This window comes from Streptomyces rubrogriseus, assembly GCF_027947575.1.
Lineage (GTDB): Bacteria > Actinomycetota > Actinomycetes > Streptomycetales > Streptomycetaceae > Streptomyces > Streptomyces rubrogriseus.
Window position 1 is genome coordinate 1,742,031 of the sequence record NZ_CP116256.1, and the last position, 21,587, is coordinate 1,763,617.

At 73.4% G+C, this 21,587-nt stretch carries 23 protein-coding genes; 11 read left to right on the forward strand and 12 right to left on the reverse strand.

The window, feature by feature from the left end; genetic code table 11:
• Window positions 1-100 precede the first annotated feature (100 nt).
• The 4 genes from Sru02f_RS07560 (at window position 101) to Sru02f_RS07575 (ending at window position 3,325) form a co-directional block, all read left to right on the forward strand.
• Window positions 101-1,081: a small ribosomal subunit Rsm22 family protein gene (locus Sru02f_RS07560; protein ID WP_109031687.1), complete on the forward strand. Its 981-nt coding sequence runs from the start codon at window positions 101-103 to the stop codon at window positions 1,079-1,081.
• A 31-nt stretch (window positions 1,082-1,112) separates the two neighbouring features.
• Window positions 1,113-1,775: a response regulator transcription factor gene (locus Sru02f_RS07565; protein ID WP_174855082.1), complete on the forward strand. Its 663-nt coding sequence runs from the start codon at window positions 1,113-1,115 to the stop codon at window positions 1,773-1,775.
• A 59-nt stretch (window positions 1,776-1,834) separates the two neighbouring features.
• Window positions 1,835-2,488, forward strand: a complete 654-nt coding sequence (locus Sru02f_RS07570) for a TetR/AcrR family transcriptional regulator (protein WP_109031689.1) — start codon at window positions 1,835-1,837, stop codon at window positions 2,486-2,488.
• A gap of 105 nt (window positions 2,489-2,593) precedes the next feature.
• Entirely contained in the window at window positions 2,594-3,325 is a 732-nt protein-coding gene (locus Sru02f_RS07575; protein WP_109031690.1) for a bifunctional DNA primase/polymerase, read from the forward strand.
• Between the two features lie 15 nt (window positions 3,326-3,340).
• Here Sru02f_RS07575 and Sru02f_RS07580 read toward each other — a convergent pair whose 3' ends face one another.
• The 7 genes from Sru02f_RS07580 to Sru02f_RS07610 form a co-directional block, all read right to left on the reverse strand.
• Window positions 3,341-4,330, reverse strand: a complete 990-nt coding sequence (locus Sru02f_RS07580; protein ID WP_164278156.1) for a hypothetical protein — start codon at window positions 4,328-4,330, stop codon at window positions 3,341-3,343.
• Window positions 4,290-5,162 (reverse strand): iron uptake transporter permease EfeU, encoded by an 873-nt coding sequence (gene efeU / locus Sru02f_RS07585; RefSeq protein ID WP_109031691.1) that lies wholly within the window; start codon window positions 5,160-5,162, stop codon window positions 4,290-4,292. The genes Sru02f_RS07580 and efeU overlap by 41 nt, the downstream gene beginning before the upstream one ends.
• Window positions 5,163-5,164: 2 nt before the next feature.
• Complete coding sequence (gene efeB, locus Sru02f_RS07590; protein ID WP_109032082.1) at window positions 5,165-6,427, reverse strand: iron uptake transporter deferrochelatase/peroxidase subunit; 1,263 nt, start codon at window positions 6,425-6,427, stop codon at window positions 5,165-5,167.
• A 14-nt stretch (window positions 6,428-6,441) separates the two neighbouring features.
• Window positions 6,442-7,596 (reverse strand): iron uptake system protein EfeO, encoded by a 1,155-nt coding sequence (gene efeO / locus Sru02f_RS07595; protein WP_109031692.1) that lies wholly within the window; start codon window positions 7,594-7,596, stop codon window positions 6,442-6,444.
• A 243-nt stretch (window positions 7,597-7,839) separates the two neighbouring features.
• The gene (locus tag Sru02f_RS07600; protein WP_109031693.1) at window positions 7,840-8,682 is read right to left on the reverse strand and encodes a heme ABC transporter ATP-binding protein; all 843 of its coding nucleotides are present in this window, start codon (window positions 8,680-8,682) and stop codon (window positions 7,840-7,842) included.
• On the reverse strand, window positions 8,679-9,776 hold the full coding sequence (locus tag Sru02f_RS07605) for a FecCD family ABC transporter permease (protein WP_174855063.1): 1,098 nt from the start codon (window positions 9,774-9,776) through the stop codon (window positions 8,679-8,681). Before Sru02f_RS07605 ends, Sru02f_RS07600 begins: the two co-directional genes overlap by 4 nt.
• The gene (locus Sru02f_RS07610) at window positions 9,773-10,801 is read right to left on the reverse strand and encodes a heme/hemin ABC transporter substrate-binding protein (protein ID WP_109031694.1); all 1,029 of its coding nucleotides are present in this window, start codon (window positions 10,799-10,801) and stop codon (window positions 9,773-9,775) included. Before Sru02f_RS07610 ends, Sru02f_RS07605 begins: the two co-directional genes overlap by 4 nt.
• A 103-nt stretch (window positions 10,802-10,904) precedes the next feature.
• Here Sru02f_RS07610 and Sru02f_RS07615 point away from each other — a divergent pair, with 103 nt between their 5' ends.
• From Sru02f_RS07615 to Sru02f_RS07630, 4 genes are read left to right on the forward strand one after another with little or no spacing between them, the layout of a single operon-like run.
• Entirely contained in the window at window positions 10,905-12,335 is a 1,431-nt protein-coding gene (locus Sru02f_RS07615; protein WP_109031695.1) for an HtaA domain-containing protein, read from the forward strand.
• Between the two features lie 42 nt (window positions 12,336-12,377).
• Window positions 12,378-13,997 carry an HtaA domain-containing protein gene (locus tag Sru02f_RS07620; protein ID WP_109031696.1) on the forward strand — a complete coding sequence of 540 codons (1,620 nt, stop codon included), beginning with the start codon at window positions 12,378-12,380 and terminating at the stop codon, window positions 13,995-13,997.
• Between the two features lie 41 nt (window positions 13,998-14,038).
• Window positions 14,039-14,917: a hypothetical protein gene (locus Sru02f_RS07625; protein ID WP_167469504.1), complete on the forward strand. Its 879-nt coding sequence runs from the start codon at window positions 14,039-14,041 to the stop codon at window positions 14,915-14,917.
• An 8-nt stretch (window positions 14,918-14,925) separates the two neighbouring features.
• A complete protein-coding gene (locus tag Sru02f_RS07630) occupies window positions 14,926-15,570 on the forward strand; it encodes a PhzF family phenazine biosynthesis protein (RefSeq protein WP_003976544.1) in 645 nt (214 codons plus the stop codon).
• A gap of 1 nt (window position 15,571) precedes the next feature.
• On the opposite strand, the gene Sru02f_RS07635 is transcribed toward Sru02f_RS07630, so the two are convergent.
• Both Sru02f_RS07635 and map read right to left on the reverse strand, forming a co-directional pair.
• Window positions 15,572-16,219, reverse strand: coding sequence for a biliverdin-producing heme oxygenase (locus tag Sru02f_RS07635; protein WP_109031697.1), 648 nt, complete (start codon window positions 16,217-16,219; stop codon window positions 15,572-15,574).
• A gap of 143 nt (window positions 16,220-16,362) precedes the next feature.
• Window positions 16,363-17,220: a type I methionyl aminopeptidase gene (map, locus tag Sru02f_RS07640; protein ID WP_109031698.1), complete on the reverse strand. Its 858-nt coding sequence runs from the start codon at window positions 17,218-17,220 to the stop codon at window positions 16,363-16,365.
• Between the two features lie 58 nt (window positions 17,221-17,278).
• Between map and Sru02f_RS07645 the strand changes: the two genes are divergently transcribed.
• Window positions 17,279-17,521, forward strand: coding sequence for a hypothetical protein (locus Sru02f_RS07645; RefSeq protein ID WP_167469506.1), 243 nt, complete (start codon window positions 17,279-17,281; stop codon window positions 17,519-17,521).
• On the opposite strand, the gene Sru02f_RS07650 is transcribed toward Sru02f_RS07645, so the two are convergent.
• Both Sru02f_RS07650 and Sru02f_RS07655 read right to left on the reverse strand, forming a co-directional pair.
• A complete protein-coding gene (locus tag Sru02f_RS07650; protein WP_373103412.1) occupies window positions 17,522-18,865 on the reverse strand; it encodes an MFS transporter in 1,344 nt (447 codons plus the stop codon).
• A gap of 58 nt (window positions 18,866-18,923) precedes the next feature.
• Window positions 18,924-19,538 (reverse strand): hypothetical protein, encoded by a 615-nt coding sequence (locus tag Sru02f_RS07655; RefSeq protein ID WP_003976549.1) that lies wholly within the window; start codon window positions 19,536-19,538, stop codon window positions 18,924-18,926.
• A gap of 131 nt (window positions 19,539-19,669) precedes the next feature.
• On the opposite strand from Sru02f_RS07655, the gene npdG reads away from it, so the two are divergent.
• Window positions 19,670-20,389 (forward strand): NADPH-dependent F420 reductase, encoded by a 720-nt coding sequence (gene npdG / locus Sru02f_RS07660; RefSeq protein ID WP_109031700.1) that lies wholly within the window; start codon window positions 19,670-19,672, stop codon window positions 20,387-20,389.
• Window positions 20,390-20,442: 53 nt separating this feature from the next.
• Window positions 20,443-20,643, forward strand: a complete 201-nt coding sequence (locus tag Sru02f_RS07665; RefSeq protein WP_167469507.1) for a hypothetical protein — start codon at window positions 20,443-20,445, stop codon at window positions 20,641-20,643.
• 22 nt (window positions 20,644-20,665) lie between these two features.
• Here the strand turns inward: Sru02f_RS07665 and Sru02f_RS07670 are convergent, their stop codons facing one another.
• Window positions 20,666-21,463, reverse strand: a complete 798-nt coding sequence (locus Sru02f_RS07670) for a site-2 protease family protein (protein ID WP_003976552.1) — start codon at window positions 21,461-21,463, stop codon at window positions 20,666-20,668.
• Window positions 21,464-21,587 lie beyond the last annotated feature (124 nt).

Genomic DNA, 21,587 nt, shown 5'->3' on the forward strand with positions numbered 1-21,587 from the left:
CGGGTGCCAGGACCACGCCGGGTCACACGATCCGCCCCGCGCTCACTCCGGGCACCAGGCAGCCCCGCCCCACCCACGGAGTGCCTCGTACAATCTCCGGGTGAACGACCCCGCCGACACCCTGCGCGCCACCCTCGCCGACCTCGTCGACGGCTTGCCGCCCCGACAGGCCGCCCGGGCCGTGGAGCGGCTGATCGCCAACTACCGCGGGGACACCCCCACCGACGCCCCCATCCTGCGCGACCGCGCCGACGTCGTCGCCTACGCCGCCTACCGCATGCCCGCCACCTTCGCCGCCGTCCGCTCGGCGCTGACCGCGTTCGCCGAGGCCGTGCCGGACTGGGTGCCCGGCAGCCACGTGGACGTGGGCGGCGGGACCGGCGCCGCGACCTGGGCCGTCAGCGACACCTGGGGCGGGACCCGTCCGGTGACCGTGCTCGACTGGGCCGAACCCGCGCTCGCCCTCGGCCGGGAGATCGCCGCCTCGCTGCCCGCCCTGCGCGAGGCCCGCTGGCAGCGCTCCCGGATCGGGGCGGCGCTCGACATCGAGAGCGTTGATCTCGTCACGGTGTCCTACGTACTCAACGAGCTGACCGGTTCCGACCGCGCCGCCCTCGTCGACGCCGCCGCCGGCGCCGCGCGCGCCGTCGTGATCGTCGAGGCCGGCACCCCCGCCGGGTACGCCCGCGTCATCGAGGCCCGAGACCGGCTGATCGCCGCCGGGTTCCGGGTCGCCGCGCCCTGCCCGCACAGTGCCGCCTGTCCCATCGAGCCCGGCACGGACTGGTGCCACTTCGCGGCCCGCGTCAGCCGGTCCAGTCTGCACCGGCAGGTCAAGAGCGGGTCCCTCGCGTACGAGGACGAGAAGTTCAGCTATGTCGCCGCCACCCGGCTTCCCGTCGAACCCGCCGCCTCCCGGGTGGTCCGGCGTCCGCAGATCCGCAAGGGCCAGGTGCTGCTGGACCTGTGCGAGTCCGACGAGCGGTTGCGGCGGAGTACGGTCACCAAGCGGCACGGCGACCTGTACAAGGCGGCCCGTGACGCGGCCTGGGGCGACTCCTGGCCGCCGGGGGAGGAGTGACGGAGAAGTGGAACGTGACGTGCGGCGCGCCCTGCGGATCGTGATCGCCGAGGACGATCCGCTGCTGCGCGAGGGGCTCGCCCTGCTGCTGCGGGCCGAGGGCCTGGACGTGGTCGCCACCGCGGACACCGCGGAGTCGGTGCTCGCGGCCATCGACGCGCACGAGCCCGACGTGGCCATCCTCGATGTGCGGATGCCGCCCACCCACACCGACGAAGGGGTCCGCGCGGCCGTCGAGGCGCGGCGGCGGCACCCCGGGCTCGCCGTCCTGGTGCTGTCCGCGTACGTGGAGCAGTCCTTCGCCACCGACCTGCTGACCGGGGGAGTGGGCGGTCTGGGGTACCTGCTCAAGGAGCGCGTCGGGCGGGTGGAGGAGTTCATGGACGCGCTCGGGCGGGTCGCGGGCGGTGGCACCGCCATCGATCCCGAGGTCGTCGCCCAGTTGTTCACCCGGACGCGGCAGGACAGCCGGATGGAGCGGCTCAGTCCGCGGGAGCGGGAGGTGCTCGCCCTGATGGCCGAGGGCCTGGGCAACAGCGCCATCGCCGGGCGGCTCGTCGTCACCGACGGCGCCGTCCACAAGCACATCCGCAGCATCTTCGCCAAGCTCGACCTGTCCCCGGCCGACCAGGTCGACCGGCGGGTGGCGGCCGTACTGCACTATCTGGAGAACGCGCGGGCGCCACGCCACTGAGCCCCGTCCACTCGCTTTTGGCGAGACGGTCCGTCTTGTCGGCCTGGTAGCTTCGTCGCATGGCCACCATCCGGAAGTCCGCCCGCAGTACGCATCCCGCCGCCGAGCGGCCGCACCCCGACGCCACCCGGCGCAGTCAGCGGTCCCGCCAGGCGATCTACGACGCCGCCCTCGCCCTGGTCGGCGAGGTCGGCTACCCGAAGACCACCATCGAGGGCATCGCCGCCCGGGCCGGCGTCGGCAAGCAGACCATCTACCGGTGGTGGTCCTCGAAGGCGGACGTCCTGCTGGAGGCCTTCCTCGATCTGGGCGAGCGGCTGGTGGAGGCCGCCGGTGAGGAGGCGTACACCATCCCGGACACGGGTGACGTCGCCGCCGACCTCAAGGTCGTACTGCGCGCCACCGTCGATGAGCTGCGAGACCCGAGGTTCGAGGCGCCCTATCGCGCGCTGGCGGCGGAGGGCGTCGTCAACGAGGAGCTGGGCCGGACCTTCGTCAGCCGGCTCCTGGAGCCGTCGCTCCAGCTGCACGCCGACCGGCTGCGGGCCGCCCAGGAGGCGGGCCAGGTACGGCAGGACATCGACCTGCGGATCGCGCTGGAGCTGTTCGTCTCCCCGCTCGCGCAGCGCTGGCTCCAGCACACGGGACCGTTCTCCCACGCCTACACCGACACCCTCGTCGACTACGCGCTGCACGGGCTCGCCCCGCGGTGACCGAAGAGGCCTGACCAGGGAAGTTTGTCCCTTCGCGACCCCGAAGCGGGGAATGGTGCGACGATAGGGCATGCTGGTGCGCACGACGGCGAGGCAAGGGGATAGATGAGCGCGGAGTTCGGCGGTCGGAGCGGTCTGCAGGGCAAACTCTCCTCGTGGCTGCGCGGACGCCGCCCCAAGGAGGCCGCCGGAGACGGTGGCCGGGAGGACCTGCTGCTCGCCGCCGCCGGTGCCGGGCTGCCCCTGGCGCCCGCCGCGCACCCCGCCGGATACCGTTGCTCCTGCGACCGCGTGGGCTGTCCCACCCCCGCCCGGCACCCGGTGTCGTTCGCCTGGCAGACGCAGTCCACCACCGACCGCGCCCAGATCGAGCGCTGGGCCCGGCACCAGCCCGAGGCCAACTTCATCACCGCGACCGGCATGGTGCACGACGTCCTGGACGTGCCCCTGGAGGCCGGTCGGGAGGCGGTGCGGAGGCTGCTCGACGCCGGGGTCGAGGTCGGGCCGGTCGCCGAGAGCGACGACGGGCGCATGCTGCTGTTCACCCTCACCCGCGGCACCCCCGAGGACGAGGACGAGTGGTGGCCCTGCGAGCTGGACTGCCACCCCGAGACCATGGACGAGCACCCGGGGCTGCGCTGGCACTGCCGCGGGTCCTACGTGCTGGTGCCGCCGGCCCGGCTGCCCGGCGAAGGCCGGACCGTGCGCTGGGTGCGCGGTCCCGAGCACCCGCTGCCGGACCCGCTGACCCTGCTGGAGACCCTCACCGACGCCTGCGCCCGGCACGCCGGTGCGGAGGGCGACCACGAGGGAGCATCCTGGCCGCTGCGCCGCTGAGCGCCGCGGGCTCTCCTATTCGCCCTTGCCCGAGGTGAGCCCCTGGACCCGGCCCAGTACCGACACCTGCCCGTCCGCCGGGTCGAGTGCCACCCCGTTGGAGACGAACTCCATCGTCAGCGACTGCTTGATCTCGCCGTCCGTCAGGGCCAGCACGTCCTTGTTCGGCGTCGGCACGGACGCGCCCCGGGCGGCGGTCTGCTTCTCGAAGTGGCGGCTGGTGAAGAACACCAGCGCGCCGCCGTCCTCGGTGCGCAGTGCCAGCGGTGCGTAGTCGCCGTTCGTCAGCGGCTCGTCGATGTACTGGGTGACCAGGCCGGGGCGGGTCGAGCGCTTCTCGCGCAGTGCGCGCCAGGAGCTGGTGTGCACACCGTCCGCGAAGGTCTTGCCGCCGTCCTGAAGGTACGTCGTGTAGTCCTTGCTCAGACCGGCCGGCGGGACGCTCACGTCGGTGGCGTTCGCGGGCACGGCCTCGGCCCAGCCGTCCTGGTCGGTCTTGAACTCGGGCACCTTGCCGGGGGCGACCAGCGTCAGGTACGCCGCCTCCCAGGCATCCTCCAGGCCGTCCCGGGTGAAGACCAGCAACCAGCGTGCCTTGCCGCCCTTGTTGGCCTCGGTGTCCGCGACGAACCAGCGCGGCCAGCCCGCCTTCTTCGGGATCGTGAACTTCGCGTCGGTCAGCTCCAGCGGCTCGTGCGCCGGATTGCCGTCCGGGTGGTTGGCCGCCCCCGCCTTCAGCCGCGCCGAGTCGATCGCGGCGAGGGCGCCGGTGGTGTGGTCGGCGTCCAGGGAGGCGTCGTACGCCTTGTCGGCCTTGTTGTACGCGGTGGTGAACTGCTCCAGCGCCTTCGCGGCCTCGGCCCGGGTGGCCGAGGGCAACACCTCGCGCTCACCGTGCACCACCACGCAGCCGCTCGCCGTCAGCGACAAAGCGGTCGCCGAGGCGGATATGAGCGCGTACTTCTCAAGCCTGCGGGGCCTTCGAGGGCCGCGATCCTGGCTCATCAGGTTCCTTCACCTTCCCCTTCCCGGAGGCGAACCCTACCGGGGCGAGGAAGAGCGCGAGCGTCGGGACCAGGTACAGCAGCCACACCGTGACCTGGAGGACGGTCGGATCGGGCTGGAAGTTGAACACGCCCTTGAGCAGGGTGCCGTACCAGCTCGACGGGTCGATCGTGCTGCTGATGTCGAAGGCCAGGGTCGTCAGGCCCGGCAGCAGGTCGGCCTCCTGGAGGTCGTGCAGGCCGTAGGCCAGCACGCCCGCCGCCACCACGACCAGCATGCCGCCGGTCCAGGTGAAGAACCGGGCCAGGTTGATGCGCAGCGCGCCCCGGTAGAACAGCCAGCCCAGCAGGACGGCGGTGGCCAGCCCGAGGGCCACGCCGATCAGCGGGCGCGGGGTGCCGTCGCTCGCCGCGTGCACCGACGCCCACACGAACAGCGCCGTCTCCAGGCCCTCCCGGCCGACCGCCAGGAACGCGGTGGCCACCAGGGCCCCGGTGCCCATGGCGAGGGCCGCGTCCAGCCTGCCGTGCAGCTCCGTCCTGAGGTGGCGGGCGGTGCGGCGCATCCAGAAGACCATCCACGTCACCAGGACGACGGCCAGGATGGAGAGCGAACCGCCCAGCGCCTCCTGTGCCTTGAACGTCAGCTCCTGCGAGCCGAACTCCAGCGCGCAGCCGAAGCCGAGCGCGATGGCGACCGCCACGCCGATGCCCGCCCAGATCGGTTTCAGGGCGTCCCGGCGGTCCGTCTTGACCAGGTAGGCGATGAGGATGCAGACGACGAGTGAGGCCTCCAGGCCCTCGCGCAGTCCGATCAGGTAGTTGGAGAACACGGTTACGCCTCCTTGCCGAACAGCGTGCTGCCCCACCAGTCGTCCGCGTCGCGGACGCCGGGCGGGACGGCGAAGACCGCCGAACCCACGTGCTGGATGTACTCGTTGAGCGCGTCCGTCGCCAGGTTGCGCTGCACGGGGACGAAGCCCGTGCGGATGTCGCGCTGGTAGGCGAGGAAGAACAGGCCGGCGTCCAGGCGGCCCAGGCCGTCCGTGCCGTCGGTGAAGGAGTAGCCGCGGCGCAGCAGCGTCGCCCCGCCGTTGGAGTCGGGGTGCGCGAGCCGGACGTGCGCGTCGGGCTTCATCGCCTTCAGGAACGGCTCGTCGCGTTCCTTGGCCTTGCCGACGGGCGCGCCTTCGCCCTTGTCGCGGCCGAACACGTCCTCCTGCTCCTGGAGGGAGGCCCGGTCCCAGGTCTCGATGTGCATGCGGATGCGGCGGGCGACGAGGTAGGAGCCGCCCGTCATCCACGGCGTCCCGTCCTTCTCGGCGGCCCAGACGAACCGGTCCAGACGGTCCTTCTCGGTGCCCGCGATGTTGCGGGTGCCGTCCTTGAAGCCGAGCAGGTTGCGCGGGGTCTGTTCGTCGGGCGTCGTGGACGAGGTCTTGCCGAAGCCGAGCTGCGACCAGCGCACGACGACCTTGCCGAAGCCGATGCGGGCGAGGTTGCGGATCGCGTGCACGGCGACCTGGGGGTCGTCGGCGCAGGCCTGGACGCACAGGTCGCCGCCGCTGCGGGCCCTGTCGAGGTTGTCCCCGGGGAACTTCGGCAGGTCGGCCAGGGCCTCGGGGCGCCGGTCGGCGAGGCCGAACCTCGTGAAGAGGGACGGTCCGAAGCCGATGGTGAGGGTCAGCCGGGAGGGCTTGAGGCCCAGCGCCTCGCCGGTGTCGTCCGGCGGGGCCTCGGGCAGTCCGCCGTAGGCGCCCTCGCCCACCGCGTGACCGGCGGTCAGCCGGCGGGCCGCCGCCGTCCACTCCTTGAGCAGCGCCACGAAGGCGGCGCGGTCCTCGGTCGTCACGTCGAACGCCGCGAAGTGCAGGCGGTCCTGCACCGGCGTGGCGATGCCCGCCTGGTGCGCCCCGTGGAAGGGGACGGCGGAGCCCGCGTCGGCGGCGGCGGGGTCCGCGTCGTCACCGGTGCGGTCCATCGCCACCACGCCGCCCGCGGCCGCGGCGGCGCCGAGCGCGAGGCCCGCGCCGCCCCAGCCGATCAGCGACCGCCGGGAGGGCGAGGGCGCCGGTGCGGGGGAGTCGATGTCCGTCATCTCGCCTCCCACGCCTACTTCGTGACCACGGCCGCGGCGAGCTTGGACAGCGGCTCCGCGAGCGCGTTGACCGCGTCCGACAGCTCCTTGCGGTCCTCCTTGCCGACCTTGTCGTAGGAGGTGAACTCGTAGGAGGAGGTGCTCGGGCGGTACTGGTCGAGCAGCTTGTCCAGCGCCGCGAACTGACGGTCCAGCTCCGTCGTCAGCGCCGCGTCGTTCTCCTTCGCGACCGGCTTCAGGAGTGCGTACGACTGCTGCGCGCCCTCCACGTTGGCCTTGAAGTCGACCAGGTCGGTGTGCGAGTAGCGCTCCTCCTCGCCGGTGACCTTGCCGGTGGCGACCTCGTCGAGGAGTTCCTTGGCGCCGTTGGCCATGGAGGTGGGGGTGATCTCGGCCTTGCCGACCCGGTTCTGCCAATCCTTCAGGTCGGTGACCAGGGTGGCGGCCAGCTCCTTCTCGCGGTCGCCGATCTTCCCGTCCTGCCACAGCGCCTTCTCCAGGCGGTGCCAGCCGGTCCAGTCGGTCGCCGGGTCCTGGCCGTCCTCCAGACCGTCCTCGCGGACGTCGACCTTCGGGTCGATGTCGCCGAAGGACTCCGCGACCGGCTCGGTGCGCTCCCAGCCGATGCGGGAGGGGGCGTACGCCTTCTTCGCGGCCGCCAGGTCGCCGGCCTTGACGGCCTTCGCGAACGCCTCCGCCTTCGGCAGGGTCTCGTCGGCCTGCTGCTGCACGTACTGGCGGTAGGCGGCCACGGCCTGGTCGAGGCGCGGGTCGCGCGCGGCGGCCTTGCCGCCGGTGGCCTTCACGTCCTGGCGGATGCCCTTGCCCTTCATGCCGGGCTTGCAGGCGATCCGGTAGTCGCCCGCCTTCACCTCGGCGGTGACCCGCTGCTTGGTGCCGGGGCCGATGTTCTCCCGCTCGGTGACCACCCGGTCGTCGGGGAAGAGCAGGTAGACCTCGGTGACCTTGGAGCCCTTGTTCTCGACGGCGAGTTCGACGTGTCCGGCCGGGAACCGGACCTTCGACACCTCGCACTTGTCGTCCGTCGCCGTCACCGTGATGACGTGCTCGCCGTCCTCGGCGCCGCTCTTCTCCGTGCACCCCGTGACGGCGGCCAGGGCCGCGGCGGTGGCGACGGCGGTGACGAGGGGGAGTCTGGCGGCTCGCATGCGGGCTCCAAGGGATGGCCGAAAGTGCGCGTGACGGGTCTCATAGGGAAGGTGAGGCTGGCCTAACATACCTAAGGATTTCCTAAGCAAAACCCGTCCATACGGTGATCCGAATCTCATGGACGGTGTATGAGCACGGGCCGGTCACGGTGGCTCAATGAAGTGCTCATAGGAAGGTCAAAGGTGCGTCAAGGACTGCCTCGTCGGGGGTGGCGGTCGCCATGACGGTCGCCGCGGCGGGCGTCAGGGCTCGCGGCGCGGGACGACCAGGAGGGCGCCCGTGCGCGGGTGCGGGAACACCTCCACCGGCTGGTCGTAGACCTCGGACAGCAGCCCCTCGGCGAACACCTCCGAGGGCGGGCCCCCGGCCGCGATCCGGCCCGAGCGCAGGAGTGCCACCCGGTCCGCGTACGCCGCCGCCAGCGCGAGGTCGTGCAGGACGACGACCACCGCGTCCCCGGCCCGCGCCCGCTCCCGGCACAGCCGCAGCACGAGTTCCTGGTGCCTCAGGTCCAGCGCCGCGGTCGGTTCGTCGAGCAGCAGGAGGGGAGCGCGCTGGGCGAGGACGCGGGCGAGGGCCACGCGGGCCCGCTCGCCGCCGCTGAGCGCGGAGAACGGGCGACCGGCGAATCCGGCCACCTCCGTGCGCGCCATCGCCTCGGCCACGGCCGCCTCGTCCTCGTCCTCCCGGTCGCCGCCCGCCCAGGGTGCCCGGCCCATCCGGACGACCTCCTCCACCGCGAACGGGAAGGACAGCGACGCCGACTGGGGCAGCACCGCGCGGCGCAGCGCGAGTTCGGGCGCCGACCAGTCCGACACCGGGCGGCCGTGGATGCGTACGGACCCCTCGACGGCCGGGACGTCGGCGGCCAGCGCGCCCAACAGGGTCGACTTGCCCGCGCCGTTGGGGCCGACCAGGGCGAGCACCTCGCCCGCGCGGACCTCCACGTCCACCCCGTCGAGGACCGGCCGGCCGCCCAGGCGCACGCGCAGTCCCTCGGCCGCGGCCAGGACGTCGCCCGGTGCGGCCGGGGGCGGCGGCACCGGACGGGACGGCACCAGCCGCGGCAGCTTCACGCTTCTCATGCCCAGCCTCCCTGCCTGCGCCGGGTGCGGCGCAGCAGCCAGAAGAAGAACGGACTGCCCAGCAGCGCCGTCAGCACCCCGAGCGGCAGTTCGGCCGGCTCCGCGACCGTGCGGGCGGCCAGGTCGGCGGCGAGCAGGACCAGCGCGCCGAGCAGCGCGCTGCCCGGGATCAGGAACCGGTGGCCCGGCCCGGCCGCCATCCGCAGCAGGTGCGGGACGACGAGCCCGACGAAGCCGATGACACCGGCCACGCTCACCGCGGCCGCGGTCAGCAGGGCGATCACCAGGACCAGGACGATCCGCAGTCGCTCCACGTCCACCCCCAGGTGCCGGGCCGGGCGTTCGCCGAGGGCGAGGAGGTCGAGGCGACGGGCGTAGAGCGGGGCCAGCCCGAGGCCGAGCGCCGCGCACGGCAGGACCGCCAGCACCTTCGGCCAGGTCGCCTGGGCGAGCGAGCCCAGCTGCCAGAAGGTGATCTGGTTGACCGCCGCCGTGTCCGCGAAGAACAGGAACAGACCGATCAGCGCCCCCGCGAAGGCGTTCACCGCGATGCCCGTGAGGATCAGCGTCACGACCTCCGTACGGCCGCCCGAGCGGGACATCGCGTAGACGACCAGGACGGTGACCAGACCGGAGACGAAGGCGAAGACGGACACCGTCCAGGTGCCGAGGAAGTTCAGGCCGAACGCGATGGCGCCGACCGCGCCGACCGCCGCGCCCGAGGAGACGCCGATGACGCCCGGCTCGGCCAGCGGGTTGCCGAACACGCCCTGCATCAGCGCGCCCGCGCACCCGAGCGAGGCGCCGACCAGCAGGGCCAGCACGATCCTGGGGAACCGCACGTTCCACAGCACCGACTCGGCCACCCGGTCCAGTTCCGCGCCGCCGAGCCCGGCCCGGTGCAGCAGCGAGCCGAGCACGTCGCCGACCGGGATCGGGTAGGCGCCGGTACCGGCCGCGACCGGGACGAGGACCAGCAGACCCGCGGCGAGGGCCGCGGTCAGCAGCCAGGCGGTGGTGCGCCGGGCACGGGGCGGGGCGGCGGGGTCGGCGGATGCCCGGGGGCGGGCCTGCTTGTCGTCCAGTACGGTCACCGGTCGCCGTCCTCGCCGTACAGCTGTGCCACGACCGACTTCAGCACCTGGTCGGTGCGCGGGCCGTAGTTGAGGAGTACGCCGTCCTCGACGGAGACGATCCGGCGGTCCATCCCGGCCGGGGTCTGGGCGACGCCGGGGATCTTCACCAGGCCGTCCACGCCGCCGACCGATTCGAGGCCCTTGCTCATCACCAGGATCGCGTCCGGCGCGGCCTTGACCAGGGCCTCGCTGGTGATGGCGGTGAAGTCCTTCTCGAGGCTGGAGGCGGCCCCGGCGTCCACCGCCCCGGCCGCCTCGATCAGCGAACCGGCGCCGGAGTCCTCGCCGCCGATGAGGTAGACGGAGGCCGAGCCGCGCAGGTAGAGGAAGGCGACCCGCGGCTCCTGCCCGTGCGGAACGTCCCCCCGTACGGCCTCGATCCGCTGCTCCGAGCGCCGGGTCAGCTCCTTCCCGGCCGCCGGTACGCCGAGTGCGTCGGCGACCGCCCCGATGCGCGGGCCCACGTCGGCCAGCCCCTTCGCCGCCTCGACGAAGAGCACCGGGACCCCGGCGGCGCGGATCTGGTCCACCGCCTCCTCGGGACCCGAGGTGGTCTCGGCGAGCACCAGGTCGGGTCTGAGGGAGAGCACGCTCTCGGCGGAGACGTCGTGGCCCCGGGTCACCACCGGGAGCTTCGCCGCCTGTTCGAAGGTGGCGGTGACGTCCCGGGCGACGACCCGGTCGCCGAGCCCGAGCGTGAAGACGATCTCGCTGAGGCTGCCGGACAGGGGGACGATCCGCTCGGCCCGTTCGACCGTCACACGCTCGCCGTCGGCGGAGCGGACGGTGACGGGAAGCCGGGGCTCGGGGCTCTTCCCGAGTGGTTCGACCCGGTTCGCGACGGGCTCCACCGCCGAGGGGGCCGCCGCGCCGGAACCGGCGCCGGACGAGGCCTCGGAGGAGCCCGCGCATCCGGTCGCGGTCAGGGTGAGGGCGAGCGCCACCAGCAGTGCTCCCGCCAGTCGGTCTCGCAAGCGTCGCACTTTTCCGTCCGTCCTCTCCGGTCGACCGCCAGTGTCAGTCGACTAGAGCTTAGGTTAGCCTTACCTTCGTTCGCTACCGGCCCCCCGATCCGGAGGACTTCGCATGCCCGCCCGTCTTCGCGCCCTGGTCACCGTGTTGTGCGCGGCGGTCCTCGCGGCGCTGCTCCCCGCGGCCGCCGCACACGCCGAGAGCCGGACCGTGCAGGGCGGACGGCTCGACTGGGGCATCAAGTCCTCGTTCCAGACCTATGTCACCGGGCCCGTCGCGAAGGGCAGTTACTCCCTCAACGGGGGTGCGGCCACCGTCGGCGGCAGCTCGTTCCGCTTCCACTCGGCGACCGGCACCTACGACGGCGACACCGGTGCCTTCCGCGCCGCCTTCTCCGGTGGCGTGCACTTCCTCGGCCACCGCACCGGCACCGGCGCCCACCAGCTCGACCTCACCCTCAGCCGTCCCACCGTGAGCATCTCCGGCTCCAACGGCACGCTCCACCTGGACGTCGTCAGCAAGGCGAAGGACACCGGGGCGGTCACGACGTCCCGTCAGGTGCCCGTCGCCTCCCTCTCCCTCGGCGGCATCGACATGCGGGGCGGCGGCGGCACCGTCGCCCTGAACAACCTCCCCGCCACCCTCACCGCCGAGGGCGCCCGGTCCTTCGCCGGGTACTACACCGCCGGCACCGCACTGGACCCGGTGAGCCTGTCCGCCGACGTGAAGGCGCCCGCGCCGAAGCGGGAGACGCAGCCGTCGGACACCCCCGCACCGTCCGCCGAGTCGCCGGAGCCCGCGAAGACGTCGGGCGGCACGGTCCGGGACGGTGCCGTCGACTGGGGCGTGCGCCGCACCTTCCGCGAGTACGTCACCGGCGACATCGCCGACGGAGAGTGGGCCCTCACCGCGGGCGCCCAGGACGGCGGCGCGCTCTTCCGCTTCCCCGGCGGTGAGGGGACGTACGAGGACGGCGGCCTCAGCGCCGTCTTCAAGGGCACGGTCCGCTTCACCGGTGCCCACGGCCTCGACCTGAGCCTCGGCAACGTACGGACCGTCGTCGAGGACGGCAGGGGCACGCTGTACGCCGACGTGACGAGCCCGGACGTCAGGGAGAAGAAGGTGCCCCTGGTCACCTTCACCGCGGGCGAGCTGAAGCCGGCGGGCGGTCTGGTGAAGGTCACCGAGGCCCCCGCGAAGCTCACCGCGCGCGGTGCGCAGGCCTTCGGCGGCATGTACCAGGCGGGCACCGAGATGGACCCGGTGTCCCTCGCGGTCGCCCTCACCGCCGACGCGGAACTGCCCGCCCTGCCCGACCTCGGCAGCGAGCCCGCGCCGAGTGCGAGCCCGCGGCCCGAGAAGACCGGCGCGGATCCCTCCGCCGCCCCCGTCGCGAGCACCACCGACGACGGCGACTTCCCCGCACTTCCCGTCTCCCTCGCGGCCGGCGCCCTGCTGCTGGCGGCCGCGGTCCTCGTGGCCGTCGCCCTCCGCAGGCGCCGCGCCCGGCCCGCCGCGTCCCCCGGGGACCCGGAGCAGGGCTGAACACCCCCCTGACACCCCCCGACACCCTAGGAGAACCGAGCCATGCCCGTCAGACGACGCCGCTCCACCGCACTCGCCGCCGCCGTCGCCACGGCCGCCGCCCTCGGCACGACCGCCCTCGCCACGCTGGGCGGCGCCACCACCGCCTCGGCCGCCGGATCCCCGCTCGCGGACTACGAGTTGACGTGGGGCATCAAGCAGTCCTACCGGACGTACGTCGGCATGTTCGGCGCCTTCACCGCGTCGGAGGGCGCCACCCAGGCCGCCGGGAACGGCGCGTTCACCTTCACCGACGGCACCGGCACCTACGACCACACGACGAACGTCGTCGACCTCGGCTTCCAGGGCAAGCTGGTGAGCGCCTCCGCCGCGCACAAGTTCGAGGTCACGCTCACCGACGTGCGCTTCGACAGCGGCGCCGGTGAGATCACCGCCGACGTGACGACGGTCGACACCTCCGGCGCGACGCCCACCAAGAAGGGCGACGACGTGCCGCTCGCCAAGGTCGCCGTGACCCGCGCGATGACGGACATGGCGACCACCCTCACCACCGAGGCGGGCGAGTACCTCGGCAGCGCGAGCTACGCGGGCGCGGCCGGGGACCCGCTGACGGTGGTCAGGAAGACGCCGGAGCCGACCACCGGGCCGACCACGGAACCCACCACCGGGCCGAGCACCGGGCCGAGCGCGGAGCCCTCCACCGACCCGACCGACCCGACCGACCCGGAGCCGACCGGGACCGACTCCACCGGACCCGGGCCGACCGATCCGCAGACCACGCCCGCCACCCGGGACCCGAGCCCCACGGCGAGCACGAGCGCCTCGCCCTCGGCCCCCGCGAGCACGGCCCCCACCAAGGGCGAGATCGCCGACGGCACCCTCGGCTGGGGCGTGAAGGAGTCCTTCCGCGCCTACGTCGTCGGCAACATCGCCAAGGGCCGGGTCACCGTCTCCGGCGGCGCCACCCAGGCCGCCGGGAACGGCGCGTTCACCTTCAAGGACGCCACCGGCACCTACGACACGGACGCCGACAGGCTGACCGCCACCTTCAAGGGCGCCGTCAACTTCAAGGGCCACGAGTCGGGCGGCACCTACGGCCTCGACCTGACCCTGAGCAACCTCAAGGCCACCCTCGACGGCGGCACCGGCAAGCTCACCGCCGACGTGGACAGCCTCGGCACGCGGACCGAGGGCGTGGTCCTGGCCGGCCTCGAGGCGAAGTCCGGCGACCTGAAGGCCGACAAGAACGTCATCACGGTCGACGGCATCGCCGCCACCGTCACCGACGCAGGTGCGAAGGTCTTCGGCAACTACCCGGCAGGCACGGCCCTCGACCCGGTCGGCCTCTCGGTGGCGCTGAGCGACGACGCCCAACTGCCGGACGGCGGCGGCTCGGACACGTCCGGCGGCACGGGCGGCGGCTCCGGCACGGCGGGCGGCTCCACCGGCGGGGGCACGGGCACCGCCGGTGGCGCCGGATCGACCGTCGGCGGCACCGGAACGACCACCGGCGGTTCGATCGGCGGCGGCAGCCTCGCCTCCACCGGCTCGGACGTACCCGGCCCGGCGCTGGGCGCGGCGGCCGGTGCCGCGGTCGTGGTCGGCGCGGGCGCGGTGTACGCGACGCGCAGGCGGCGGGGGCAGGCGCGGTCCGCCGGGTAATCCGTTGCGGGCCGGGGCGGTCCGCGCCCGATACTGTCCGGATGGAACGGACGGTGCGGGAAGCGACTCCGGGACCCCTGGTCCTGGACGTCCGGGGCCGCCCCGGCCCACCGCCGCTGCGATTCGTCCGGGCCCGGGACGGCGGCCCGCCCACGCTCCACCAGGGCGACCGCCCCCTCACCCGGACCCTCCCCCAGACTTCGTCCGGGGGGACCCCCATCTCGCTTCGCTCGCACGGCGACGGCTGCTGCCGCGAGCTGCACCTGCGCCGCCTGCCCGGCCACCGCTCCCCGCTGCCGCCCCTGCGCGCCGCGTCGATGCGCACACCGGACGCCGACTGGCGCCACCGCTGCGCCCGGTGGCTGGAGGACACCCCCCACGGCCCGCTGCACGACGGACGCTGGTCGCTCACCGCACGCGCGTCGTTCGCTCCCGGCATCTGGACCGAGGACTTCGTACCGGACTGGCCCGACACCGTCCTCGAACTGCTCTGCGGGGGCGGCTGGCACGGCGTCCTGCCGCTGCGCCCGCTCTCGCCCCCCGACGCGCCGCGCGTGAAGGCGTACCGCAAGCACGCCCGGGACGGCACCCTCGCCCCGGTCCTGCTGTGGTGGGCGTCCTTCCTCGACGGCTGGCTGATCCTGGACGGCCACGACCGGGCCGTGGCGGCGCTGGCGGAGGGCATCGAACCGCCCTGCGTGGTGCTCGCCCGGCTGCCGGACGAGGCGGAGTGGCGCCGGACCGCCGACGCGGTCGCCGAGGGGCACGCGGAGCGCATGGCCCGGCTGTCGGAGCACCCCGCCGGACCCGGGACCGAACGCCGGCGCGCCGCCCTGGAACGCGGGTACGCGGACGCGCTCGCCACCCTCCCGTACGACGAGGCCCCCACCCCGCTCTGGCCGCCCGCGGACGATGCTTGAATGCCCCGGTGACCGACTACGACGTACTGCGGGTCTTCTGCGCGCCGAACGGCGGATACGGCAACGAACTGGGCGTCGTCCGGGACGGATCCGTACTGCCGGAGCCCGAGCGGCGGCAGGAGTTGGCCGCCAAACTCGGCTTCAGCGAGACCGTGTTCGTGGACGACCCCGAGCGCGGCGTCGTCGACATCTACACGCCCACCCTGCGCCTGCCCTTCGCCGGGCACCCCTGCGTCGGCACCGCCTGGCTGCTCGACGTGCCCGAACTCGTCACGCGGGCCGGGGTGGTGGGCGCCCGGCTGGACGGGGAGTTCAGCTGGATCGAGGCCCGGCCGGAGTGGGCCCCGCCGCGCACCCTGCGCCAGTACGCCACCGTCGCCGAGGTCGACGACCTCGCGGTGCCGCCGAAGGGGGAGTGGGTCTACGCCTGGGCTTGGGAGGACGAGGCGGCGGGACGGGTGCGGGCCCGCGCCTTCCCGGGCCGGGACGACGGCATCGACGAGGACGAGGCGACGGGCGCGGCGGCACTGCTGCTGACCGGACGCCTGGGACGCGCCCTCAACATCACCCAGGGCGTCGGCTCCCAGATCCTCACCGCGCCGCAGCCCGAGGGCTGGGTCGAGATCGGCGGCCGGGTCCGCCTGGAGCGCTGACTCAGGCGGACAGCGGGAACTCCTCGCCGAGCGCCCGGAACACCGCCGTGTTCAGGGCGAAGGCGCGCTTGCACTCGGCGACCACCCGCTGCTTCTCCAGGTCGTCGGCGCGGATGCCGTCCAGCAGGTCGCGGTACTCCCGCTTGAAGGCGGCCGGGTTGGAGATCTCCTCGAAGACGTAGAAACGGACCCCGTCGCCCTTCCTGGCGAAGCCCCAGGTCCGCTCGGCCTTGTCCCGGATGATCTGGCCGCCCGACAGGTCGCCGAGGTAGCGCGTGTAGTGGTGGGCGACGTACCCCGCCGGCCACTCCTCGGCGCACTCGCGCACCCGGGCCGCGTACGCCTCGGTCGCGGGCAGGGCGGTCAGCCCCGCACGCCAGCCGGCGCCGCGCAGGTGCGCCAGGTCCCGCTCCAGCGAGGCCAGCCGCAGCAGCTCCGGCCGGACGAACGGCCCCGCCACCGGGTCCGCCGCCAGCCGCCCGGCGGCGGCCTCCAGGGCCTCGTAGACGAACCACAGCTGCTCGGTGTAGCGCGCGTAGGCGTCGACACCGAGCGCTCCGCCCAGCAGGTCGCTCATGAACGTCGAGGTCTCCGCCTCCACGTGCTGCTGGTGGGAGGCGGTGCGGATGAGCGTCGAGAAGGAGTCCATGCGCATGATTTTCTATGGTTAGGCTTACCTAAGTCAATAGGCTTGCCGACGGGCTGTCGGTAAAAGCGTACCCACTCGGACGCGAAACGGCCCGCCCTCCGGGGAGAGCGGGCCGTCGAGCGACGCGGATCGGGGGACAGGGGTCAGGGCAGCGTGAGGATCTCCGCGCCCGAGTCCGTCACCACCAGGGTGTGCTCGAACTGCGCGGTCCGCCTGCGGTCCTTCGTCACGACCGTCCAGCCGTCGTCCCACATGTCGTACTCGTGGGTGCCGAGCGTCAGCATCGGCTCGATCGTGAAGGTCATTCCGGGCTGGATGACGGTCGTCGCGTGCGGGCTGTCGTAGTGCGGGACGATGAGCCCCGAGTGGAACGACGAGTTGATCCCGTGGCCGGTGAAGTCCCGCACCACCCCGTACCCGAACCGCTTCGCGTACGACTCGATGACCCGGCCGATGATGTTGATCTGCCGGCCCGGCTTGACCGCCTTGATCGCGCGGGCCAGCGACTCCCGGGTCCGCTCGACCAGCAGCCGGCTCTCCTCGTCCACCTCGCCGACCAGGTAGGTCGCGTTGTTGTCGCCGTGCACCCCGCCGATGTACGCCGTCACGTCCAGGTTCACGATGTCGCCGTCGCGCAGCACCGTGGAGTCGGGGATGCCGTGGCAGATGACCTCGTTGACCGAGCTGCACAGGGACTTGGGGTAGCCCCGGTAGCCGAGCGTCGAGGGGTAGGCGCCGTGGTCGCACATGTACTCGTGCGCCACCCGGTCCAGCGCGTCCGTCGTCACGCCGGGCGCGATGTGCTTCGCGGCCTCCTCCATCGCCCGCGCCGCGATCCGCCCGGCCACGCGCATCGCCTCGACCGTCTCGGGCGTCTGCACCTCCGGTCCGGTGTACGGCGTCGGCGCGGGTTTGCCGACGTACTCGGGCCGGCGGATGTTTCCGGGCACGGAACGGGTGGGGGACAGCTCCCCTGGGACGAGCAGCGACTGGCCAGACATGCGGCGAGTCTAACCAGCGGCCATGGGGGAACATGTCGGTGGCGAGAGGAGCTGTCCCATGGCCCTGTTCAAGAAGCGCACGGTCGGCAAACCGGGCGAGTGGTACTACTGCCTGGAGCACCAGAAGGTCGAGGAAGGACCGGACTGCCCGGGCAAGGACCGCTTCGGGCCGTATGCCACCCGGACCGAGGCCGAGCACGCGATGCAGACCGCCCGCGAGCGCAACCTCGAATGGGAGAACGACCCCAGGTGGCACGACGTCCCCTCCGCGGGAAGCGCCGACGGCGACCGCGACGACTGATCAGCCGCTCGCGGCGTCGGCTGCGCGCTTCTCGCGCAGCCGCACCGCGTGCTCGTTCGTCCGCGCGTCGTACGTCATCATCGTCGGCAGGCACAGCGCCAGCAGCCCCACCGCGCCGGCGCACAGCAGCCCGCCCGACCACACCGACGCCCGCACCCCGACGAGCGCGGCCGTGCCGCCCGCCCGGACCTGGCCGAGCTGCGGACCCACCGAGTACGACAGCAGCTCGATCCCGGCGAGCCGGCCGCGCAGCTCGTCCGGGATGGTCTGGTTCCACATCGCGCTGCGGAAGACGCCGCTGACCATGTCGCAGGCGCCGGCGAGCACGAAGCACAGCAGCACCAGCCACACGTTCCCGGCGAAGCCCGCCGCGGCGATCGCCACGCCCCAGCCGGCCGCCGCGAGTACCACCATCCGCCCGTGCCGGTGCACCCGCGAGGTCCAGCCGCTGCTCACGCTCACCAGCAGCGAGCCCGCCGGAATCGCCGCGTACATCAGCCCGAGCGACCACTCGGCGTCCAACTCGTCGGCCAGGAACGGCAGGACCGCGAGCGGCATCGCCAGGAGCATCGCCGCGAGGTCGACCGCGTAGGTGCCCAGCAGCTCCTTGCGGCTCCACGCGTACCGGGCGCCCTCGGCGATCGCCGCCCACGACGGCCTGCGCGCCTCGTGCGAGGCGGGCGAGGAGGCGAGCCCCGCCACCAGGGCCACCGAGGCGGCGAAGGTGACCAGGTCGACCGCGTACGCCCAGCCGAGCCCCGCGTACGCCACCACCACGCCCGCCAGCGCCGGTCCGGCGATCCCGCCGACCTGCCAGCGCAGCGCGTTCAGCGAGGCGGCGGCCGGCAGGTGCTCGTGGGCCACGATCCGCGGGATCAGCGAGTCCAGGGCCGGACGCTGCACCGCGCCGAGCGCCGAGGTGAACGCGGCGATCACATACAGCGGCCAGACGGCCGGGCTCGGCATCAGCGCGTTGACCAGCAGCGCCGCGCACGCCACGCCCTGACCGGCCTCCGTCCACAGGATCAGCCGCCGTTTGTCCCAGGCGTCGGCCAGCGCACCGCCGTACAGCCCGAAGACCACCAGCGGCACCAGCTCGACGGCCCCGATCGCGCCCACCGCCGCCGCCGAGCCGGTCAGCTCCTTGATCTGCACCGGCAGCGCGACGAACGTCAGGAAGCTCCCGAAGTTCGTGATCAGACCCGAGATCCACAGCCGCCGGAAGTCCCGGGAGGCCCGCCAGGGCGAGAGGTCGGGCAGTAGCGCCCGCAGTCCGGTGGGCGCACCGACGGGCACGTCCGCGGGTTTGTCGGCGGGCGCGTCGGCGGGGGAGGTGTCGGTCACGAGGGCCCATCGTCCGGCGCCCGCCGGAGCACGGGCAACCGGTTTTCCGGCAAGCCCGTCACCAGCCCGACGGTGGTGGGGCCGTCAGGTGGTCGGCGAGGCGGGAGAGGCGGTCGCGGAAGCGGCGGCGGCCCCGGGGTGGCGGTACCGCGTTCTCCCCGGCCGAGGCGCTGACCAGGTGCTGCACCGTGTCCAGGTCCAGCTCGGCGCCGTCCGGGACGGTCAGCGTCTCGTGCGCCATCGCCGTCAGCTCCCGCTCGCCCGGTGCGCGGTCGGTGCCCAGCGCCAGCACCGTCGCACCCGCCCGGCGGGCGTCGTGCACCCTCTCCAGGAGCCGGGCACCGGGGTCCTCGGGCGTGACCACCAGCAGCGTCTCCCCACGCCGGGCCGCCGCCAGCCGCCCGAGGCCGACCGCGAGGTGGGCCGGGTCCGAGGGGCGCGCCCCGTGCCGGACCAGCGTCGGCGCCAGCTCCGGCGTCCCCGACCAGGCGGCCTCGTCCACCAGGTGCGCCGCCAGGTGCCAGGGCTCGTACTCGGGGGTGCCCACCAGCAGCAGACCGCCCCCGTGCGGCACCACCGACCCCCGCAGCGCCCCCGCGAACCGCCGGGTGGCCCCGAGCCACTCGGTCCCGGCGAGCACTTCCCGCAGCAGCGCGACCCGTACGGCGTCCATGCGGTCGCATCCTGCCGCAACCCCCTCCGCGCGGTCCGGCGTTCGCCCCGGATTCACCCGCCCCGGGGACCGCCTCCCGGCGGGCGGGACCCCTACCCCTGGGCAGGCCGACGCGGACGTAGGGTCGGCCCATGACCTCTACCGACAGTGCTGCACAGAAGGCCCCCGCCAAGGCACCGGCCAAGGACCCCTGGGACCTGCCCGACGTCTCCGGGCTGGTCGTCGGCGTGCTCGGCGGCACCGGCCCGCAGGGCAAGGGCCTCGCGTACCGCCTCGCCAAGGCCGGCCAGAAGGTGATCGTCGGCTCCCGCGCCGCCGAGCGCGCCGCGGCCGCCGCCGAGGAGATCGGGCACGGCGTCGAGGGTGCCGACAACGCCGAGACCGCGCGCCGCAGCGACGTCGTGATCGTCGCCGTACCGTGGGACGGCCACGGCAAGACCCTCGAATCCCTGCGCGGGGAACTGTCCGGCAAGCTCGTCGTCGACTGCGTCAACCCGCTCGGCTTCGACAAGAAGGGCGCCTACGCGCTCAAGCCCGAGGAGGGCAGCGCCGCCGAGCAGGCCGCCGCCCTGCTGCCGGACAGCCGGGTCGCCGCCGCCTTCCACCACCTCTCGGCGGTGCTCCTCCAGGACCCGGAGATCGACGAGATCGACACCGACGTGATGGTCCTCGGCGAGGAGCGCGCCGACGTGGAGATCGTGCAGGCCCTCGCCGGGCGCATCCCCGGCATGCGCGGCGTCTTCGCCGGGCGGCTGCGCAACGCCCACCAGGTCGAGTCGCTGGTCGCCAACCTGATCTCCGTCAACCGGCGCTACAAGGCACACGCCGGGCTCCGCGTCACGGACGTATGAGGCGATGGGGGACACTGGTCGGTACCAGTGTCCCCCCGACAGGAGCCGTTCCCATGCCCCGCCTCGCCCTCTACGCCCTGGTCGTCTGCGTACTCGCCGTGGCCGCCGCCGTCGTCTCCTTCGTGCAGGGCAGCGTCGTGATCGGCGTCGTGTGGGTGCTGCTGTCGGGGCTGTCGTCGAACATGTGCTGGTACTACGCCAAGCGCGGCCGGGACGCCCGCCGCGCCGACTCGTCCACGTCCGTCACCGGCTGAGTCCGGCACCGGCCGAGCGGCCTCACCCGCCCGGCGTGCACAGCGGGTCGGTCTGCCAGAAGCGGTACAGCTCGAAGCCGCAGTACGTGTCGACCTCGCCGATCCCGAGGCCCCGCAGCAGCGCGTCGATCGCGTCGAAGAACACGCCGTTGAGCGCCGGGATCCACAGCAGCGCGAACACGATCAGCAGCCCGAACGGCGCGAGCGGCTCCACCTGCCGCCGCACGTTGTACGACAGCCAGGGCTCGATCACGCCGTAGCCGTCCAGGCCCGGCACCGGCAGGAAGTTCAGGATCGCGGCGGTGACCTGGAGCAGCGCCAGGAACGCCAGCGCCAGCCGGAAGTCGCGCGGCACGCCGTCCAGCGCGTCCAGCCAGAACGGCGCGGTGCACACGACGGCGAACAGCACGTTCGTCAGCGGACCCGCCGCCGAGATCAGACTGTGCCGCCAGCGCCCGCGGATCCGCCCGCGCTCGATGAAGACGGCACCGCCGGGCAGCCCGATCCCGCCCATGATCACGAAGAGGACGGGCAGCACGATGCTGAGCAGGGCGTGCGTGTACTTCACCGGGTTCAGCGTGAGGTAGCCCTTCGCGCCGACCGAGATGTCGCCGCTGTGCAGCGCGGTGCGGGCGTGCGCGTACTCGTGCAGGCACAGCGAGACGACCCACGCGGCCGTGACGAACAGGAACACGGCGAGCCCCGGCTGCTCGGCGAAGCCGGTCCAGGTGGCCCAGCCCGTGACCGCGGCGACGGCGACGATCCCGAGGAAGACGGGACTGATCCTCCGGTCGCTGGGACGGGCGGTGGCGGTGGACATGGAACTCCCTGACTGTCGGGCACGCGTGAGCGGGCACCCGCGGGGGTGCGGGACTGCCCGACCGTACCGGGCGCACGGGGGAAACGTCCCGCGGGCGGCGGTCGTTCCGGAACGGAACCGTCGG

Coding starts and splice junctions, on each gene's coding strand:
- Sru02f_RS07570 (WP_109031689.1), top strand. CDS start 1,835: ATGGCCACCATCCGGAAGTCCGCCCGCAGTACGCATCCCGCCGCCGAG.
- Sru02f_RS07575 (WP_109031690.1), top strand. CDS start 2,594: ATGAGCGCGGAGTTCGGCGGTCGGAGCGGTCTGCAGGGCAAACTCTCC.
- Sru02f_RS07580 (WP_164278156.1), bottom strand. CDS start 4,330: ATGAGCCAGGATCGCGGCCCTCGAAGGCCCCGCAGGCTTGAGAAGTAC.
- efeB (WP_109032082.1), bottom strand. CDS start 6,427: ATGACGGACATCGACTCCCCCGCACCGGCGCCCTCGCCCTCCCGGCGG.
- efeO (WP_109031692.1), bottom strand. CDS start 7,596: ATGCGAGCCGCCAGACTCCCCCTCGTCACCGCCGTCGCCACCGCCGCG.
- Sru02f_RS07600 (WP_109031693.1), bottom strand. CDS start 8,682: ATGAGAAGCGTGAAGCTGCCGCGGCTGGTGCCGTCCCGTCCGGTGCCG.
- Sru02f_RS07615 (WP_109031695.1), top strand. CDS start 10,905: ATGCCCGCCCGTCTTCGCGCCCTGGTCACCGTGTTGTGCGCGGCGGTC.
- Sru02f_RS07620 (WP_109031696.1), top strand. CDS start 12,378: ATGCCCGTCAGACGACGCCGCTCCACCGCACTCGCCGCCGCCGTCGCC.
- Sru02f_RS07625 (WP_167469504.1), top strand. CDS start 14,039: ATGGAACGGACGGTGCGGGAAGCGACTCCGGGACCCCTGGTCCTGGAC.
- Sru02f_RS07635 (WP_109031697.1), bottom strand. CDS start 16,219: ATGGACTCCTTCTCGACGCTCATCCGCACCGCCTCCCACCAGCAGCAC.
- map (WP_109031698.1), bottom strand. CDS start 17,220: ATGTCTGGCCAGTCGCTGCTCGTCCCAGGGGAGCTGTCCCCCACCCGT.
- Sru02f_RS07645 (WP_167469506.1), top strand. CDS start 17,279: ATGGCCCTGTTCAAGAAGCGCACGGTCGGCAAACCGGGCGAGTGGTAC.
- Sru02f_RS07655 (WP_003976549.1), bottom strand. CDS start 19,538: ATGGACGCCGTACGGGTCGCGCTGCTGCGGGAAGTGCTCGCCGGGACC.
- npdG (WP_109031700.1), top strand. CDS start 19,670: ATGACCTCTACCGACAGTGCTGCACAGAAGGCCCCCGCCAAGGCACCG.
- Sru02f_RS07665 (WP_167469507.1), top strand. CDS start 20,443: ATGCCCCGCCTCGCCCTCTACGCCCTGGTCGTCTGCGTACTCGCCGTG.
- Sru02f_RS07670 (WP_003976552.1), bottom strand. CDS start 21,463: ATGTCCACCGCCACCGCCCGTCCCAGCGACCGGAGGATCAGTCCCGTC.